Annotated in this window: 16 protein-coding genes; 3 read left to right on the top strand and 13 right to left on the bottom strand. The window is 65.2% G+C overall.

All coding sequences use genetic code 11. The features are described from left to right. Positions 1–5 precede the first annotated feature (5 nt). From KVP70_RS05015 to KVP70_RS04995, 5 genes are all read right to left on the bottom strand, one after another. Complete coding sequence (locus tag KVP70_RS05015; protein WP_217940973.1) at positions 6–2,339, bottom strand: methyl-accepting chemotaxis protein; 2,334 nt, start codon at positions 2,337–2,339, stop codon at positions 6–8. A 45-nt stretch (positions 2,340–2,384) separates the two neighbouring features. Continuing rightward, entirely contained in the window at positions 2,385–2,948 is a 564-nt protein-coding gene (locus KVP70_RS05010; RefSeq protein WP_217940972.1) for a chemotaxis protein CheW, read from the bottom strand. A gap of 3 nt (positions 2,949–2,951) precedes the next feature. After that, on the bottom strand, positions 2,952–3,317 hold the full coding sequence (locus KVP70_RS05005) for a response regulator transcription factor (RefSeq protein ID WP_020701176.1): 366 nt from the start codon (positions 3,315–3,317) through the stop codon (positions 2,952–2,954). 32 nt (positions 3,318–3,349) lie between these two features. Further along, positions 3,350–3,760, bottom strand: coding sequence for a response regulator (locus KVP70_RS05000; protein WP_217940971.1), 411 nt, complete (start codon positions 3,758–3,760; stop codon positions 3,350–3,352). Between the two features lie 61 nt (positions 3,761–3,821). Then, complete coding sequence (locus KVP70_RS04995; protein WP_301546346.1) at positions 3,822–4,013, bottom strand: rubredoxin; 192 nt, start codon at positions 4,011–4,013, stop codon at positions 3,822–3,824. A 57-nt stretch (positions 4,014–4,070) separates the two neighbouring features. Between KVP70_RS04995 and thiD the strand changes: the two genes are divergently transcribed. Next, positions 4,071–4,919 carry a bifunctional hydroxymethylpyrimidine kinase/phosphomethylpyrimidine kinase gene (gene thiD, locus KVP70_RS04990; protein ID WP_217940970.1) on the top strand — a complete coding sequence of 283 codons (849 nt, stop codon included), beginning with the start codon at positions 4,071–4,073 and terminating at the stop codon, positions 4,917–4,919. 16 nt (positions 4,920–4,935) lie between these two features. Next, on the top strand, positions 4,936–6,225 hold the full coding sequence (hemL, locus tag KVP70_RS04985; RefSeq protein WP_217940969.1) for a glutamate-1-semialdehyde 2,1-aminomutase: 1,290 nt from the start codon (positions 4,936–4,938) through the stop codon (positions 6,223–6,225). A 108-nt stretch (positions 6,226–6,333) separates the two neighbouring features. On the opposite strand, the gene KVP70_RS04980 is transcribed toward hemL, so the two are convergent. Both KVP70_RS04980 and KVP70_RS04975 read right to left on the bottom strand, forming a co-directional pair. Continuing rightward, positions 6,334–7,644: an ABC transporter ATP-binding protein gene (locus tag KVP70_RS04980; protein ID WP_217940968.1), complete on the bottom strand. Its 1,311-nt coding sequence runs from the start codon at positions 7,642–7,644 to the stop codon at positions 6,334–6,336. A gap of 15 nt (positions 7,645–7,659) precedes the next feature. Then, on the bottom strand, positions 7,660–9,390 hold the full coding sequence (locus tag KVP70_RS04975; protein ID WP_217940967.1) for an ABC transporter permease: 1,731 nt from the start codon (positions 9,388–9,390) through the stop codon (positions 7,660–7,662). A gap of 173 nt (positions 9,391–9,563) precedes the next feature. Here KVP70_RS04975 and KVP70_RS04970 point away from each other — a divergent pair, with 173 nt between their 5' ends. Then, on the top strand, positions 9,564–10,067 hold the full coding sequence (locus tag KVP70_RS04970) for a hypothetical protein (RefSeq protein ID WP_217940966.1): 504 nt from the start codon (positions 9,564–9,566) through the stop codon (positions 10,065–10,067). A gap of 3 nt (positions 10,068–10,070) precedes the next feature. On the opposite strand, the gene corA is transcribed toward KVP70_RS04970, so the two are convergent. The 6 genes from corA to KVP70_RS04940 form a co-directional block, all read right to left on the bottom strand. After that, positions 10,071–11,036, bottom strand: coding sequence for a magnesium/cobalt transporter CorA (gene corA, locus KVP70_RS04965; protein WP_217940965.1), 966 nt, complete (start codon positions 11,034–11,036; stop codon positions 10,071–10,073). 81 nt (positions 11,037–11,117) lie between these two features. After that, entirely contained in the window at positions 11,118–11,528 is a 411-nt protein-coding gene (locus KVP70_RS04960) for a DUF4124 domain-containing protein (protein ID WP_229224599.1), read from the bottom strand. A 9-nt stretch (positions 11,529–11,537) separates the two neighbouring features. Further along, a complete protein-coding gene (mtgA, locus tag KVP70_RS04955) occupies positions 11,538–12,245 on the bottom strand; it encodes a monofunctional biosynthetic peptidoglycan transglycosylase (RefSeq protein ID WP_217940964.1) in 708 nt (235 codons plus the stop codon). Then, positions 12,242–13,060 carry a shikimate dehydrogenase gene (gene aroE / locus KVP70_RS04950; RefSeq protein WP_217940963.1) on the bottom strand — a complete coding sequence of 273 codons (819 nt, stop codon included), beginning with the start codon at positions 13,058–13,060 and terminating at the stop codon, positions 12,242–12,244. Before aroE ends, mtgA begins: the two co-directional genes overlap by 4 nt. Then, positions 13,060–13,923 carry a TonB family protein gene (locus KVP70_RS04945; protein ID WP_229224598.1) on the bottom strand — a complete coding sequence of 288 codons (864 nt, stop codon included), beginning with the start codon at positions 13,921–13,923 and terminating at the stop codon, positions 13,060–13,062. The genes aroE and KVP70_RS04945 overlap by 1 nt, the downstream gene beginning before the upstream one ends. A 163-nt stretch (positions 13,924–14,086) precedes the next feature. Beyond that, positions 14,087–16,093 carry a ribonuclease catalytic domain-containing protein gene (locus KVP70_RS04940; RefSeq protein WP_217940961.1) on the bottom strand — a complete coding sequence of 669 codons (2,007 nt, stop codon included), beginning with the start codon at positions 16,091–16,093 and terminating at the stop codon, positions 14,087–14,089.

Here is a 16,093-nt window from a genome sequence, read left to right as displayed (position 1 = left end):
GCGGTTCAGGACGCGATACGGAATCGCGCCACCGAGTTTTTCAATTCCTGCGCCAGCACTGACAGCTTATGAATCGATTGTGCGGTTTGTTGGGTGCCGTCCTGCGTCTGCTCGGTCACCGTCAAAATGTGTTGGATGTTCTGCGCCACGCCGGTCGCCGACGTGGCCTGCTGGCCGGTCGCCATCGAGATGCCGGAGATCAGCTCCGCCAGGCGGTTCGACACCTGCGAAATGTCGTTCAGCGCCGCGCCGGCCGCGTCGGACAGGCGCGCCCCTTCGACCACGCCCTGGGTCGACTTCTCCATCGCCGCCACGGCGTCGTGGGTGTCGGTCTGGATGGTGCGCACCAGCGCGCCGATCTGCTTGGCCGCTTCGCCCGAGCGTTCGGCCAGGCGCTGCACCTCCTCCGCCACCACCGAGAAGCCGCGTCCCGCCTCGCCGGCCGATGCGGCCTGGATCGCCGCGTTCAGCGCCAGCACGTTGGTCTGTTCGGTGATGTCGGAAATCAGTTCGGTGATCTCGCCGATCTCCTGCGACGATTCGCCCAGGCGCTTGATGCGCTTGGAAGTGTCCTGGATCTGCTCGCGGATCTCGTGCATGCCCTTGATGGCGTTTTCCACCGCCGTCGCGCCCTGCTGCGCCGCCGCCACCGACTGGCGCGCCACGTCGGCCGATTCGCTGGCCGAGCGCGAGACGTCGGTAATCTCGTTGGCCATCTTGACGACGGTGGCCGATGCATCCTGAATCTCGCGCGACTGCTGCTGCGACGCCAGCAGCAGGTCGCTGGAGATGCTCTGCGCGTGGGTGGACGCCTTGGTCACCTGCTCGGCGGTGGCGGTCACGCGGCCCACCAGGCCGCGCAGCTCTTCCACCGTGTAGTTGACCGAATCGGCGATGGCGCCGGTGATGTCCTCGGACACCGTGGCCTGCACCGTCAAGTCGCCGTCCGCCACTTCCTGCAGTTCGTTCATCAGGCGCAGAATCGCCGCCTGGTTTTGATCGTTCATGGCCTTGGCTTCCTCCTCCTTGCGCTGCGATTGCTGGCGCATGGATTCCGCCTCCTGGCGGCGGCGGTCGGCGCCGCGGGTGCGGTTGTACGAATCGACCAGCAGCACGCGGCCGATGGCCGCCGCCGACACCAGCGTCAGCATGCCGCCGGCCACCATCAGCCAGAAGGTCATGCCGAGCGAATCCTGGTCCTGGCGGTAGGCCTGCTGCAGCACCGACAGGCGCTGGCGCAGCGCCTCGTTGTCGGTGAAGATCAGCTGCTCGGCGCCCTTGGCGGCGCTGAACTTATCGAGCTTGTCGAGGATGCCCGTGACCAGCTTCTGGTATTCCTCGAATTCGGTTTTCAGCGCGGCGAACTTCTCGCGCAGGTCCGGCTCGCGCACGGCGGCCAGTCCGAGCGGCGCGCTGCCGTTGAGGAAGCCGTCGACAGTGTTGCGGAACACGGTGGTGTCGCGCCCCAGCTGGAACGCGCTGTCCGACTTGATGCCGCCGCCGACGAGGAACTCGCCGGCGCTGCGGCTCATGCGCTGGGTCAGCATGGTCAGCTTGCCGAGCGCCGCGATCTCGCGCGCCGAGCCGCCGCGCTGCACCTTGAGCGCGGAGATTTCCTCGGTGTGGGTCAGCAAGCCGGGCGACATGGCGTTGAGCTTCTGCAGCGTCTTGTCGACATCGCTCAAATCGGTCTTCAGCAGCAGGATGGTGTTGGCCGCCTTGTCCGACTGGTTCCACTGCTTGCGTGCGGCGGCGACCACCGGCGCCAGCGACGAAATCGGCTCGCCGATCTCGCGCCCCTGATAACGGCCGCCGCGCGTCATCAGCTGGAAGTCGTTGTTCAGTTCATTGCGGCTTTCCTCCAGCTGGCGGAAGCCTTCGGCGCTGCCCTGCACCGCGTTCGGCGTCGCCTTGCCGATGCGCTGCGAGTGCATCAGCGCATCGCTGGCGACCTGGGTCTGGGTCGAGCGGTTGGCGCCGTGGATGGTGTTGAGGGCGACGAACAAGGCGCTCAGCAGCAAGCTGACCGCCAGCGCCGTCGACAGGATGCTCAGTTGGCGCTGCGCCGGCAGATGGCCGATCAGCGGCAGCTTGAAGCCGGTGCCCGCTTCGACCACCGCGACGGGCGCACTGCCACGCCGGCCCAGCGCATCGCGCAGGCGCAGCGGCGCGGCGCTGTCTTCGCTGTCGGCGTGACTGCCGGCGGCGGGCGCCGGCTCCGCTTGAACGGCGCTGTGCATGAACTGCGAATCGCCCGCTTCGCCGAATTCTGAATTCGCTGCCAGATCCTGGCCGGCACTCCGGTTGCCACGCGAGAAAAATCCCATCTTGAAAGCCATTACACCCTCTCCGGATTAGTTGCGACCTACACCAGTATGCCGCCCTTACAAACCAACTTGCAGAAAACGCGCTTCGCGCACCAGCTGCGCCAGGTCGATGCGGGTCCACTGCCGGCCCTCGCCGTCGGTGAAATGCTGGCGGCGCCATTCGGGTCCGGCCTCGTCCCGCGCCTCCACTGCCTGCATGTCGGCCAGCTTGCGCAGGCCCAGCACGCGCTCGGCCAGCAGTGCGCAATTAAAGCCCAGTGCGGGCGCGAATGTGATCAAACGGCAGTCGGAGGCAGTGGCGTCGCCGGCGTCCTGGCCCTGGTAGCGCGCCAGGTCGACCACGCCGGTCAGGTTGCCCCGTATATTGGCCAGGCCCTGATACCAGTCCTGCGCCAGCGGCACCGGCGTGACCGGTTGCAGCGGAACGATCTCGCTGATCTGCGTCAGATCAAGCAGGCAAAAACGGCCACCTATCAGCACACCCAGTTCGCGGCCGCCGACGGCGACGCCGGTCTTGGCGGCCTGCATGCGCTCGAGCAGCTGCACCTGATACTGGCGCAGGCGGCTGCGGCGTTCCGGACCGGCCGGTGTGGAGGGGGTATCGGGCGTCTGGCTGCTCATCGTTTACCCGAGGGCGGCGATTTTGGCCAGCAGCTCGGCGGCATCGACCGGTTTCACCAGGTAGTCGCGCGCGCCCTGGCGCAGGCCCCAGATACGGTCGGTCTCCTGGTTCTTGCTGGAGCAGATAATCACCGGCACGTCCTGCAGGTCGGGATCGCGGGCGATCGCGCGCGTGACCTGGAAGCCGTTCGCGCCGGGCATGACCACGTCCATCAGGATCAGCTGCGGCTTGTCGGCCTTGATCTTGGCCAGCGCTTCCTCGCCGTTTTCTGCGGTGGAGACGGAAAAACCGTTCTTGACCAGGATGTCGGTCAGGTAGTAGCGCTCCGTGGGCGAATCGTCGACGATCAGAATTCTTTGTATGGCCATGGTATTCCCCTGAAGCTTGGTTATTCTCTTAGTTATTCTTGTGGTGAGACTGCGCCGCCGGTGTGCTCGCGCACCGCGGCCAGCAGGCTGTCTTTGGTAAATGGTTTGGTGAGGTAGGCCGCCGAGCCGACCATGGCGCCGCGCGCGCGGTCGAACAGGCCATCCTTGGACGACAGCATCAGCACCGGCGTGGCGTGGAATTTGGCGCTTTTTTTGATCAGCGCGCAGGTCTGGTAGCCATCGAGACGCGGCATCAGGATGTCGCAGAAGATCAGCGCCGGGTGATGGTCGTTGATCTTGGCCAGCGCGTCGAATCCATCCTCGGCCAGCACTACCTGGTAGCCGGCCTGGGTCAGGAAGATCTCGGCCGAACGACGTATCGTGCTGCTATCGTCGATCACCATGATTTTCAGGGCATTAGCGTGCGGCGTGGTCGTCGTCATAGTCGGTTCGCTGGAATGGTGACTACACCATAGCATAGGCGGGGGGCGCCTGGCGCGGGTATCAGATGGCTACCATCTCGAAATCGTCCTTGCGGGCGCCGCATTCCGGGCAGCTCCAGTTCATTGGCACGTCGGCCCAGCGGGTGCCGGCGGCGATGCCTTCGTCCGGCAAGCCGGCTTGTTCGTCGTAGATCCAGCCACAGATCAGGCACATCCAGGTCTGGAACTCCTGCGTTGTTTCATTGCTACTCACGTTCTGTCACCCTTCAATCAAGTAAAATGCTGAATTAGGTATCTTAATCTACCCGCCGTGCAAAACCAAACTTCTCCTCTCATATTAAGCTTCGGCGCCGCCGATCCGGCCGGCGCGATCGGTGTCCAGGCCGACCTGGCAGCATTTTCCGCCCTCTCCTGCACCGGCCTGGCGGTGACCACCGCGTTGCTGATCGGCGACAGTGCCCGCGTCGAAGACGCGCAGGACATCGATGCCGACTGGGTTTCCGACCAGGCCCGCGTGATCCTGGAAGACATGACGATGGCCGCCTTCAAGGTCGGCGCGTTGAATAATGTCGAGCAGGTCGCGGCCATCGCCGAGATCCTGTCCGACTATCCCGATGCGCCGCTGATCCTCGATCCCTTCAGTTCCCGCCTGCCCGATCCGGCCGACGCCGACGAAGTCGAGGAGCTGCTGACCGCCTTGCGCCAGTTGCTGGTGCCGCAGGCCACGCTGCTGATGCTGTCGCAGGTGGAGCTGGGCCGGCTGGCCGAAACCTGGCGCGAAGGCGCCGAGGACACCATGGAGTCCGACGTCGAGCACTTGCTGGCCCTGGGCTGCGAATTCGTGCTCGTCACCGGCACCCACGCCGCCGCGCAGCAGGGCGAAACGGCCGCGCCGAACACGCTGGCCAACACCCTGTTCGGCGCCGACGGCATGATCAGCCACGACGCCTGGCAGCACATGCCCGGCCCATTCCTGGGCGCCGGTGGCACGCTGTCGGCGGCGATCACCGCCTTCATGGCGCGCGGCAGCGACGTCCCGGACGCGGTGAAGGCGGCCCAGGAATACACCGTCGGCGCGCTGGCGCACGCCCAGCGCTACGGCATGGGCAAGTTCATACCGAACCGTTTCTTCCACATGCAGCAGGCTTTACCAACTTGATATTGAAGATGCCATCATGACCACGATTTCCAAAAACGACCAGTTGTTCGAACGCGCCCAGAAAACCACGCCCGGCGGCGTCAACTCGCCGGTGCGCGCCTTCCGCTCGGTGGGCGGCACACCGCGCTTCATCACCCGCGCCGAAGGCCCGTACTTCTGGGACGCGGACGACAAGCGCTACATCGACTACATCGGCTCCTGGGGCCCGGCCATCGTCGGCCACGCGCATCCGGTGGTGGTGAAGGCGGTGCAGGAGGCGGCCGCGCGCGGCCTGTCGTTCGGCGCGCCGACCGAAGGCGAGGTCCTGATGGCCGAGGAAATCTGCCGCCTGGTGCCGTCGATCGAGCAGGTGCGCCTGGTTTCGTCCGGCACCGAGGCGACCATGAGCGCGCTGCGCCTGGCGCGCGGCGCCACGGGCCGCGACAAGATCATCAAGTTCGAAGGCTGCTACCACGGCCATGCCGATTCGCTGCTGGTCAAGGCGGGCAGCGGCCTGCTCACCTTCGGCAACCCGACCTCGGCCGGCGTGCCGGAGGACTTCGTCAAGCACACGCTGGTGCTGGACTATAACAACGTGCAGCAGCTGGAAGAGGCGTTCGCCTCGTTCGGCGACGAAATCGCCTGCGTGATCGTCGAGCCGGTGGCCGGCAATATGAACCTGATCAAGGCCAGCGAAGCGTTCCTGAAGTCGATGCGCGCGCTGTGCACCAAGCACGGCGCGGTACTGATCTTCGACGAAGTGATGTGCGGCTTCCGCGTGGCGCTGGGCGGCGCGCAGCAGCTGTACGGCATCAAGCCGGACCTGACGGCGCTGGGCAAGGTGATCGGCGGCGGCCTGCCGGTGGCGGCCTTCGGCGGCAGCGCTGAGCTGATGAGCAAGATGGCGCCGCTGGGCGCCGTGTACCAGGCCGGCACCCTGTCGGGCAATCCGGTGGCGGTGGCGGCGGGCATGACCACCCTGAAGATCATCCAGGAGCCGGGCTTCTACGAGAAACTGAGCGCGACGGCCGCGCGCCTGGCGGCCGGCCTGACCAAGGCGGCCAAGGATGCGGGCATCGTGTTCTGCGCCGACGCGGTGGGCGGCATGTTCGGCCTGTACTTCAGCGCGACGCCGCCGAACAACTACGCCGAGATGATGGCCGGCGACCGCGCGCGCTTCAATGTGTTCTTCCACGCGATGCTGGACGAAGGCGTGTACTTCGCGCCGGCCGCGTTCGAGGCGGGCTTCGTCTCGGCGCAGCACAGCGACGCGGTGATCGACGAGACCATCGCCGCCGCCGCCCGCGTGTTCAAGAAGCTGGCGTAAAAATCCGGAGCCAAAGCGGGGGTCAAGTCTGACATTCGGACACGGGCTCTGCCGTAACGCGCAGTTACGGCAGAGCCCGTGTCCGAATGTCAGACTTGACCCCCGGTGTTAGATTTCGTCTTCCTCGTCCTCTTCGGACAGCTGGATCACGCCGGTGTTGAAGTTGTACTCGAACAGGTCGCCGTAGCGGCCCCACTCGATGGCCACGCGCAGCGCGCGTTCCGCCTCTTCTTCGCTGAGCGTGAAGCGCAGCAGCTTGAGGAACAGATCCTCCGGCAAGTCGCCCGACTTGTCCTGCTGCAGGCCGTGGCAGATGTAGGCGATCAGCGGCACATGCTCGAGCAGCTGCTTGCCGAAGATCTCTTGCCGCTCCGTGTTGCTGGCCGCCGCGTACCGGCCCCCCAGATCGGTCAGCAGGATGTCGCCGTTGGTCAGGTAGGCAAAGCCCAGCAGGATCAAGCCGTTCAACACTTCCAGCAGCTCGGCGTCGGTCAGCTCGGTTTCCTCGGCCAGCTGCGGCAGGTCGGCGCGGCCGGAGAACGGCTCTTCGGACAGCAGCTCCACGATACCTTCCATGTGCGCGATGTCGGCCTGCGGCAGGCGGTCGCCCAGCTGCAGCTTGACCTCCTTCTCGCTGATCAAGCCGCGGCGGCCGGCGCCGGCGGTCATCAGCTCATACACCTTGTCGATCAGCTGGCGCACTTCCGGCCCTTCGGCCTTGCGCGGCTGCGGCAGCGAGATCGGCAGCTCGGCGCGCACGCGGCCAGGATCGCTGGCGAAGATCAGCACGCGGTCGGCCATCATCACCGCTTCCTCGATGTTGTGCGACACCACCAGGATCGCCTTGGTCGGGATCTGGCCGGACTGCCACAGCTCCAAAATCTCTTCGCGCAGGCGCTCGCCGGTCAGCACGTCCAGCGCGGAAAACGCCTCGTCCATCAACAGCACTTCCGGCTCCATCACCAGCGCGCGGGCGATGCCGACCCGCTGGCGCATGCCGCCGGACAGCTCGCGCGGCAGCGCGCCCTCGAAGCCGGACAGGCCGATCAGCTCAATCACCTTTTCGGCGCGGCGCGCGCGCTCCTCGGCCGGCATGCCTTGCGCCTCCAGCCCCAGCTCGACGTTCTTCTGCACCGTCAGCCACGGGAACAAGGCGAACGACTGGAATACCATGCGGATACCGCGCGCCGTACCGTACAGCGGCATGCCGCGATACAGCACCTGGCCCGCATCGGCCTGGATCAGCCCCGCCATGATGCGCAGCATGGTCGATTTGCCGGAACCCGATTGGCCCAGCAGCGCGACGATCTCGCCCTCGTTCAGCGTGAAGTCCACGCCTTCCAGCACCGAGCGCGCGGAGCCGTCGGCGCCGCGAAAATGCTTGCCGACCGATTTCAATTCGACGATAGGAGTGCTCATAATTCGATCTCAATACTAGAAATGCAGCCGGCTCTCGGCCATGGTGTACAGGCGGCGCCACACGAAGTGATTGAAGCCCATGACGAAGATGCACATGATACCGATGCCCAGCGCGATGCGCGGGAAATCACCTTTGGTGGTCATCTCCTGGATGTAGCTGCCGATGCCGTGCGCCTTGAGCGTGGTCGGGCCCCAGCTGACATATTCCGCCACGATGCTGGCGTTCCAGGAGCCGCCGGTGGCGGTGATGGCGCCGGTGACGAAGCTGGGGAAAATCGCCGGCAGCAGGTAGCGGCGCCATTTGAGCCAGCCGGTCAGGCCGAAGTTCTTGGCGGCGTGACGCAGCTCGGTCGGTATCGTCGAGGCGCCGGCGATCACGTTGAACAGCAAATACCACTGCGTGCCGAGGATCATCAACGGCGACAGCCAGATGTCCGGGTTCAGGTGGTAGCGCACGATCAGCACCACCGCCACCGGGAACACCAGGTTGGTCGGGAAGGCCGCGAGGAACTGCGCCACGGCCTGCGTGCGCGAAGCCCAGCGCGGGTTCATGCCGATCCAGACGCCGACCGGCACCCACACCAGCGCGGCCAGCGCCAGCAGCAGGATCACGCGCGCCAGCGTGTACAGGCCAAGCACGAACACATGTCCCACTTCGGCCCAGCCGACTTCCGTGCTGATGAAGTGGCCCAGGCTCCACAAGGCGTAGAACACCACGGCGGCGATCACCGCGTCCCACACGCGCTGCGGCACCAGCGACGGCTGGTCGCGGCGGGCGCGGATCGAGGTGCCGTCATGACTCAGGCGGAACAGGGCGATGGAGCGCGACAGCAGGTTGCCGAACCATTCCACCATGGCCTGCGTGCGCTCGGTGCGGCGCAGCCAGGTGAGCAGCCACGATTGCTGGGCGGTGTCGCTGCCGGTTTCCTCGAAGCGGAACTTGTCGGCCCAGGCCAGCAAGGGACGGAAGAACAATTGGTCGTACATCAGCACCCCGACCAGCATGGTGAGGATGGCCCAGCCGATGGCGCCCATGTCGCTGTTGGCGATGGCCATGGCGATATAGGAGCCGATGCCGGGCAGCTTGATGTCCTGGCCGGAGACCGAAATCGCTTCCGACGCCACCACGAAGAACCAGCCGCCCGACATCGACATCATCATGTTCCACAGCAGGCCGGGCATGGCGAACGGCAGCTCCAGACGCCAGAAGCGCTGCCAGCCCGAGAGCTGGAACACGCGCGCCGCCTCCGACAGTTCGGCCGGCACGGTGCGGAAGCCCTGGTAGGCGGAGAACGCCATGTTCCAGGCCTGCGAGGTGAAGATGGCGAAGATCGCCGCGCACTCCACGCCCAGCAGGCTGCCGGGGAAGAAGGCGATGAAGGCGGTGACGGTGATCGACAGGAAGCCGAGGATGGGGATCGATTGCAGGATGTCGAGCATCGGCACCAGCACTTTTTCGGCCAGCCGGTATTTGGTGGTGAGGGCGGCGAACACGCAGCTGAACACCACCGACGCGCCCAGCGCGATGAACATGCGCAGCGTGGTGCGCAGCAGGTAGTAAGGCAGGTAGCTCGGGTCCAGCGACAGCGGCAGCGTCTGGCCCAGCTCGTAGGGGCGGACCATTTGCTGGCTGCCGTAGGCCAGCAGGACGAACAGCGCCAGCACGATGGGCAGCAGGGCCCAATCCCAGCGATTGCCGCCAGCCTCGACCACCTGACGGGGGAAAAATTGCCGTTTTTTGCTCATTGTTTTGTGCTTTCTCCGGCCAGAATAACCGGCGCGGTTGACCGGAGCGTGACACAGGCCGCCATTCTAAGGGAAAACTTATACGAAATTAATTACGGTCGTGAAAGTTGGTGACTATTTACGGCCCTTGTAAGGCGCATAATTGTGTGACCATAGGATTAATATTGCGCGTTATGAAATTGATTGCTGAAAAACGGTCCAGGACCGACAAATACGACGTCCTGCGCTTCGTGCGCAACAACGGCAGCTGCACCGACACGGTGATGCCGCGCCAGGGCATCTTGCCGCACGATCTGTTGCACTACGTGGTGGAATCGGCTCTGCCGCTGCGGCACGGCTTCCTCAGCCTGCTGGCGCGCGGCGCGGATGCGCAGTTCGTCATGGAGGCGGTGCACGACGCCGCCAACAAGGACGTGGAGACCGAGGCGGTGCAGGCGGAAGCGATTGTCGAGGGGCTGCAGGCGCAGTTGTGGTCGGGCGCCTTCGACGAGGAGGCCTTCCTGGCCGGCGCCGCCTCCGCCTGCACGGCGCGCGACAAGCAGCCCTTCGACTTCAGCAAGATCGGCATCGACATCAAGGCGGCGCTGTACGACCGCGCACTGTCGTTGAACGAAAAATGGATCACGGCGCCCTACTTCAGCACCCTGTCGCTGGAATTCAGCCCGCAGCCGGTGTGACGCTTACTTCAACCACCCGCGGCGGCGGAAGTACCAGAACGGCGCGATGGCGCTGGTGATCATCAGCGCGATGGCGAAGGGGTAACCGAGCTGCCATTCCAGTTCCGGCAGCCATTTGAAGTTCATGCCGTAGATCGAGGCGATCAGCGTCGGCGGCAGGAAGGCCACGCTGGCCACCGAGAAGATCTTGATGATCTTGTTCTGGTTGATGTTGATGAAGCCGACCGTGGCGTCCATCAGGAAGTTGATCTTGTCGAACAGGAAGGACGTGTGGCCGTCCAGCGATTCGATGTCGCGCAGAATCTGGCGCGCTTCCTCGAACTGTTCCGAATTAAGTAAGCGTCCGCGCATCAGGAAGCTGACCGCGCGCCGCGTATCCATCATGTTGCGGCGGATGCGGCCGTTCAAGTCTTCCTCGTGGGCGATGGCGTTCAGCGCGGCGGCCGCGTCCTGGTCGGTGAACTCTTCCTGCAGCACGCGGCCGCTGACTTCCTCCAGGTTCTGGTAGATGCCTTCGAGCGCGTCGGCCGAGTATTCGGCGTCGGTCGCGTACAGGTCCAGCAGCACGTCCATGTAGTCGGCGATCGAGCCGGGCCGCGAGCGGGCGCGCATGCGCACCAGGCGGAACACCGGCAAATCGTCGGTGTGCACCGAGAACAGCATCTTGCGCGCCAGGATGAAGGCCACCGTGACGATGCGCGACGGGCCGTCCTCTTCTTCCAGCAAAAAGTCGGTGCGCAGGTGCAGGTCGCCGTTTTCCGCCTCGTAGTAGCGGGCCGACGCTTCGATGTCCTTGACTTCGTCCTCGCCCGGCAAGGTCACGCCGTAGATGGTCTTGACCCACGCGCGTTCGTCGTCCGTCGGGTCGGTCAGGTCGACCCAGACCGGCTCGACCTGTTCCAGGTCTGCGCGACTGTCGATGGGTACCTGGTTGAGCCGGCCATTCTGGAGAACGAAAACATTGATCATGGGTACGCGAGCCTTCTGGAAACAGCGCAAGTGTACCCGCAAAGCCCCTGCCGAGGCCAGCCTGCCATGCGGTTTTTCGGCCTAGCGGGTCGCTTTTTCTATCATTTTATCGGTGGCCGACTGCGGGGCCGCGTCGGCCGGGTCCGGCTTGGGTACTTTGGGCGCTTCGATGCCGCGCGTGTCGATGGCCTTGACCACCTTGCCGTCCTTGCAGTCGACGTCCGACAGCACGGTTTTGCCGTCGATGACGCACTTGCGCAGCACCCCGGCCGGGGCCGCCGGAGCGGCAACCGCCGTGGCCGAAGCGGAGGCCGAGGCCGACGCGGCCGCCGGCGCCTGGCCGGTCAGCTTGGCCAGCCCTTCGGTGAAGAAATTGCGCTCATGCCGGGCCGACATCAAAAACGCCATCGCAATCGCCGCCAGCGAGGCCATGACGATGGCCACCTGGATCAATCCGAGTCCACGCTGCTTGCTTATCTGCTTGCCTGACATCGCTGCCTCCTAAGGTAATTCCGCCGATCCCATGCGGCGCAGGATCACGCCGGTACGCCGCGCCAAATAACCCGAATCGCGGTGCTTGTCGAAGAAGCGCGGATTGGGCAACATCACCGCCAGCTTGGCCGCCTGGGCCGCGCCCAGGTTGGCCGCGCTGACGCCATAATAATGCCGCGCCGCCGCCTCGGCGCCGAAGGTGCCGGTGCCGAACTCCACCACGTTCAGGTAGATCTCGAAGATGCGTTCCTTGTCCATCAAGGTTTCCAGCATGTAGGTGATGACCAGCTCCTGGCCCTTGCGCGCATAGCTGCGCGAGCCGGACAGGAACAGATTCTTGGCCAGCTGCTGGGTGATGGTCGAGCCGCCCGACACCACCTTGTGCTTCTTGTTGTTCTTCTCGTAGGCCTTTTGCAGCGCGTCCCAGTCGACGCCCTCGTGCTCGGAAAAATTGGCGTCCTCGGAGGCGATGATGGCGCGCTTGAGGTTGTTCGAGATGCGGCTGTACGGCACCCACACTTGCTGGATGTTAGCGTCCGGGTTCTTCTCGCGCAGCACCGAGCGCTGCTCGCGCATGAAGCTGGTGGTCGACGGATTATGGTCGACCCACCACCAGATCTGCAGGAAGAAATACAGCTGCACGACCAGCACCAGCAGTACCGGCAGGATGAAGACCCACTTCACCCAGCGCCATTTGCCCGCCTTGGCCGCGCTCACAGTTTGGCCCGCAGCGATTGCAGCACGTCGGCGGTGGCCGGCTGCACGCCGCGCCACAGGCTGAACGCCTCGGCGGCCTGCTCGACCAGCATGCCCAGGCCGTCGCGCAAGCGTGCGCCGTGCTGGCCCGCGAACTGCAAGAATACCGTGGGGGAGGCTCCGTACATCATGTCGAAAGCCAGCGAACCTGGCACGAACACCGACGCCGACACCGGCGGCAATTCGGCGCTCAGGCTGGCCGAGGTGGCGTTGATGACGATGTCGAACGCTCCCTCGATCTCGCCGTAGCCGCAGGCAGACACGACGCCCTCGCCGCCCAGCGCGGCGAACTGTTCCACCAGCGCCTCGGCCGTGGCCACGGTGCGGTTGGCGATGACCAGCTGCGCCGGCCGATGTTCCAGGATCGGCAGCACCACGCCGCGCGCGGCCCCGCCCGCGCCCAGCAGCAGCACGCGCTTGCCGGTGATCGGCACGCCGGCGTTGTTGACGATGTCCGCCACCAGGCCCGCGCCGTCGGTGTTGTCGCCGACGATGCCGTCCTCGGTGAAGTGCAGCGTGTTGACGGCGCCGGCCGCGCGGGCGCGGATGGTCAGCGCCTGCGCCAGCTTCACCGCCTCCAGCTTGAACGGCACGGTGACGTTGGCCCCAAGGCCGCCCTCGGCGATGAAGGCTTGCACGGCGGCGGCGAAGCCGTCCACCGGCGCCAGCCGTTTTTCATACGTCAGTTCCTGCCCGGTCTGGGCCGCGAACGCGGCGTGGATCTCGGGTGATTTGCTATGGGCAATCGGATTGCCAAATACGCAGTAGCGGTCCATCAACGTCCTCCGCCGCTTAAATCGGCTTGTAGTTTGTCTTCGCGGGTGAATTTGAACGTCGTGACGATCACCCACAGGTCATCTTTTTCGTTCGACAGCATATTCGGCGGGAACTTGCCGAACGGCGCGGCGCGGCGCACGATGTTCATCGCCGCCTCGTCCAGCGCGGTGTTGCCGGAGCTGCGGTCGACCTTGATGCCGCCGTCGCGCTCGTAGATCGACCCGTCCTGGAACACCGGGATCGACAGCACCAGCTGGCCGTACAGCTTGCGGCCGTTCTGCTGCGGGAAGTTCAGCGTGCCGATGTCTTCGATCCGCTTCTGGATCGCCTTGTAGTACATCGCATAGCCCACCCCGCGCGTGCTCGGCGTGATGAAGGTCTTCTTGGGACGCTTGTTCTGGTCCTCGATGGTTTCGCTGATCTCGGCGGCGCGGCGGGCGATGGCCTTGCTGGCGTCGAGCAGGTCGGCGCCGGTCGGCAGCGGATCGGGCTTGGTCTTTTCCGTCACCGGCGGCGCGGTGAACGGGGTCTGCCTGGCCGCTTGCGTCAGCAGGTTCTGCTGTTGCTGTTCCAGCTCGGCGATGCGGCGCTTGGCGGCCTTGATGCTGTCGCCCGCTTCCATCTTGCGCAGGTCGGGCATGGGCGATTTGGAGCGGCCCTGGTCGACGGTGCCGCCGCCGTCCAGGTTGGCCTGGGCCAGCGCGTCGGCCTTCAGCGGCGCCTTGCTGTGCTTGGCGTTCACCAGGATCACTTCCAGCCCCGGATCGGTGGCTTTCACCGGTGTCGGCCCGGGCGCGACAAAGTGCACCGCGAGCAAAGCGCCATGCGCCAGCAGCGACAGGCCGATGGCGAGGTACAGCAAGCGATTTTCTTTGAAAGACTTCACGCGAGGCCGGAGAAGAAAAGATAGGGCTGATTTTACGTCAAAGCAAGCGCGGGGCTGCGGGTTTTTGCCGGCGAACCCCGGCGGCTGCGCCGTTGGGCGTCAGACCCCGTGCGGGGTCTGACCCCGGTGTGGCCTGGGGTCACTCGGCTGCAGGAGCTTCGGCAGCGGCCTCGACCGCCACCTCCGGCGCATCCACCGCCTCCTCGTCCTCATAGTCCAGCTCGGCATCGGCGGCCACTGTTTCGGTGGTCGGGATTTCCAGGATGCGCGCTTCGATGGTCAGGTCGACCTCGTCCCAACGCAGGATGTCGAGCTTGACCTGCGCGCCGCGCGCCACTTGCGGCATGCCCGGCAGGCGGATGATCAGCGGAATGTCGACCAGGCGCAGCACCTCGTCCTTGAGCACCACGGCCTCGACCTGGCGCGCCTCCTGCTGGCCCAGCCAGCGCAAGCACCAGTAGCGTTCCATGTTGGCCTGGTGATCGCCGTAGGCCGAGTAAGCCGCGTCGAACTGCGACACGATCGCGAACAGGTTGGCGTCCTTGTGCTTGAAGTGCGCGACCAGCGGCGCGGTCACGCCGTGCTGGGCGCAGGCCAGGATCTGCCACTGGTTGACCAGGTCGGTGTAGCGGCGCAGCGGCGAGGTGCTCCATGCGTACTGGTCCACGCCCAGGCCCTGGTGCGGCGCCGCATGGGTCAGCATGCGCACCTGCATCTTGGCGGCCCAGCCGCCCACGCCCTGGCCCTGGCTGCGGTAGATGCCCGGCACGCCATGGTCGTTCATCAGCTTGCCCCAGGTGCTGTTGGCGAAGATCATCAGCTCGGCGACGATCTTGTCCAGCGGCGCGCCGCGCTTGCGGCGGCTGACGGTGACGACGTCGTCTTCGACGTAGAAGTTGAAGTCCACGCGGTTGTTCTGTTCCGGCTTCAGGCCGAAGCCTTCGCGCTTGACCATGCGCGCCGCCTCCAGCACCTGCGCCCATTGCCAGATCAGGCCCAGCGATTCCTTGTGCGGATACTCGCCCTCGCCGCTGGCCAGCGTTTCCTCGTTGACCTGGTCGTCGAGGTCGTTGTGGCGCAGGTTGTTCGCGATCGGCACCATCTCGGCGCGGGTCTCGGTGGCGATCACCGACCAGTCGGCCGGATTCAGGGTGGCGTACAGCGACAGCGCCGGGCAGGTCTTGCCTTCGGCCAGTGTGAACGCTTCGACGATGGCATCCGGCAGCATGGTGATCTTATCGCCAGGCATGTAGACGGTGGACATGCGCGCGCGCGCCATCTTGTCGACCGCGTCGTCCGGCTGTATGCCCAGGCCCGGCGCGGCGATGTGGATGCCGATCCTGACGTTGCCATCATCGAGTTTGGTGACCGAGAAGGCGTCGTCGATCTCGGTGGTAGTGACGTCGTCGATCGAGAACGCTTGCACGTTCGCCAGCGGCAGGTCGGTCGGCGGCACCGGCACGGCGACTTCCGGGAAACCGGCGCCGCGCGGGAAGTTCTCGAACAGGAACCTGGCCATGTGCAGCGCTTTCGGCGACGCCACGCCGCCGACCGCCAGCATCAGCCGCTGCGGATTGGTGTGCAGCTCGTTGCAGGCCGCTTCCAGCGCCTTGTATTCGATCGAATTCTTGTCCGGTTTGAACAGCAGCTGCATGACCATGTTCTGCATCGAGGCCGGCAGCTGGTTGGCCTTCAGCTCTTCGACATACCCGGCCTGCACCAGCGCCTGCTGTTTCTTTTTCTCGATGCCGGCCTGGGCGGCGCGCAACGATTGCTCGGGCGCGGCCTTGTAGCGGCCACGGCCTTTTTTGTAGAAGTAGATCGGCGCCGAGTGCAGGCTCAGGATCAGGCCGGCGGCTTCGGCCGGCAGCGGCGCGTGGCCGAAGTACTCGGCGCCCAGCTCGGCGAAACCGAATTCCTCCTCGCCCGCCACTTCCCACAGGAAATCGAGGTCGATGTCGGCCGCGACCGCCTTGGCCTGTTCCATCAAATCCGTCGGCGACGGCTTCTCGTACTGCAGCAGCACGTCCTTGATCTTGACCTTGGTGCGCTTGCCGCTGGCCATTTCAACCTGGTAGGCCTCGCCGGCTTGCGACATCATGGAGCCGACCTTGAAATCGCCGGATTCTTCGAAAAATAGATTCAT

The organism is Duganella violaceipulchra, assembly GCF_019166075.1.
In the GTDB taxonomy this organism is placed as follows: Bacteria; Pseudomonadota; Gammaproteobacteria; order Burkholderiales; family Burkholderiaceae_D; genus Rugamonas; species Rugamonas violaceipulchra.
Note: the sequence above shows the minus strand (reverse complement) of the source record. Positions and strands in the feature narration are given on the sequence as shown.

Bases quoted from the DNA above. Each gene is read 5' to 3' on its own strand.
- KVP70_RS05015 (WP_217940973.1), bottom strand. From the start codon at position 2,339: ATGGCTTTCAAGATGGGATTTTTCTCGCGTGGCAACCGGAGTGCCGGC.
- KVP70_RS05010 (WP_217940972.1), bottom strand. From the start codon at position 2,948: ATGAGCAGCCAGACGCCCGATACCCCCTCCACACCGGCCGGTCCGGAA.
- KVP70_RS05005 (WP_020701176.1), bottom strand. From the start codon at position 3,317: ATGGCCATACAAAGAATTCTGATCGTCGACGATTCGCCCACGGAGCGC.
- KVP70_RS05000 (WP_217940971.1), bottom strand. From the start codon at position 3,760: ATGACGACGACCACGCCGCACGCTAATGCCCTGAAAATCATGGTGATC.
- hemL (WP_217940969.1), top strand. From the start codon at position 4,936: ATGACCACGATTTCCAAAAACGACCAGTTGTTCGAACGCGCCCAGAAA.
- KVP70_RS04980 (WP_217940968.1), bottom strand. From the start codon at position 7,644: ATGAGCACTCCTATCGTCGAATTGAAATCGGTCGGCAAGCATTTTCGC.
- KVP70_RS04975 (WP_217940967.1), bottom strand. From the start codon at position 9,390: ATGAGCAAAAAACGGCAATTTTTCCCCCGTCAGGTGGTCGAGGCTGGC.
- KVP70_RS04970 (WP_217940966.1), top strand. From the start codon at position 9,564: ATGAAATTGATTGCTGAAAAACGGTCCAGGACCGACAAATACGACGTC.
- corA (WP_217940965.1), bottom strand. From the start codon at position 11,036: ATGATCAATGTTTTCGTTCTCCAGAATGGCCGGCTCAACCAGGTACCC.
- KVP70_RS04960 (WP_229224599.1), bottom strand. From the start codon at position 11,528: ATGTCAGGCAAGCAGATAAGCAAGCAGCGTGGACTCGGATTGATCCAG.
- aroE (WP_217940963.1), bottom strand. From the start codon at position 13,060: ATGGACCGCTACTGCGTATTTGGCAATCCGATTGCCCATAGCAAATCA.
- KVP70_RS04940 (WP_217940961.1), bottom strand. From the start codon at position 16,093: ATGAATCTATTTTTCGAAGAATCCGGCGATTTCAAGGTCGGCTCCATG.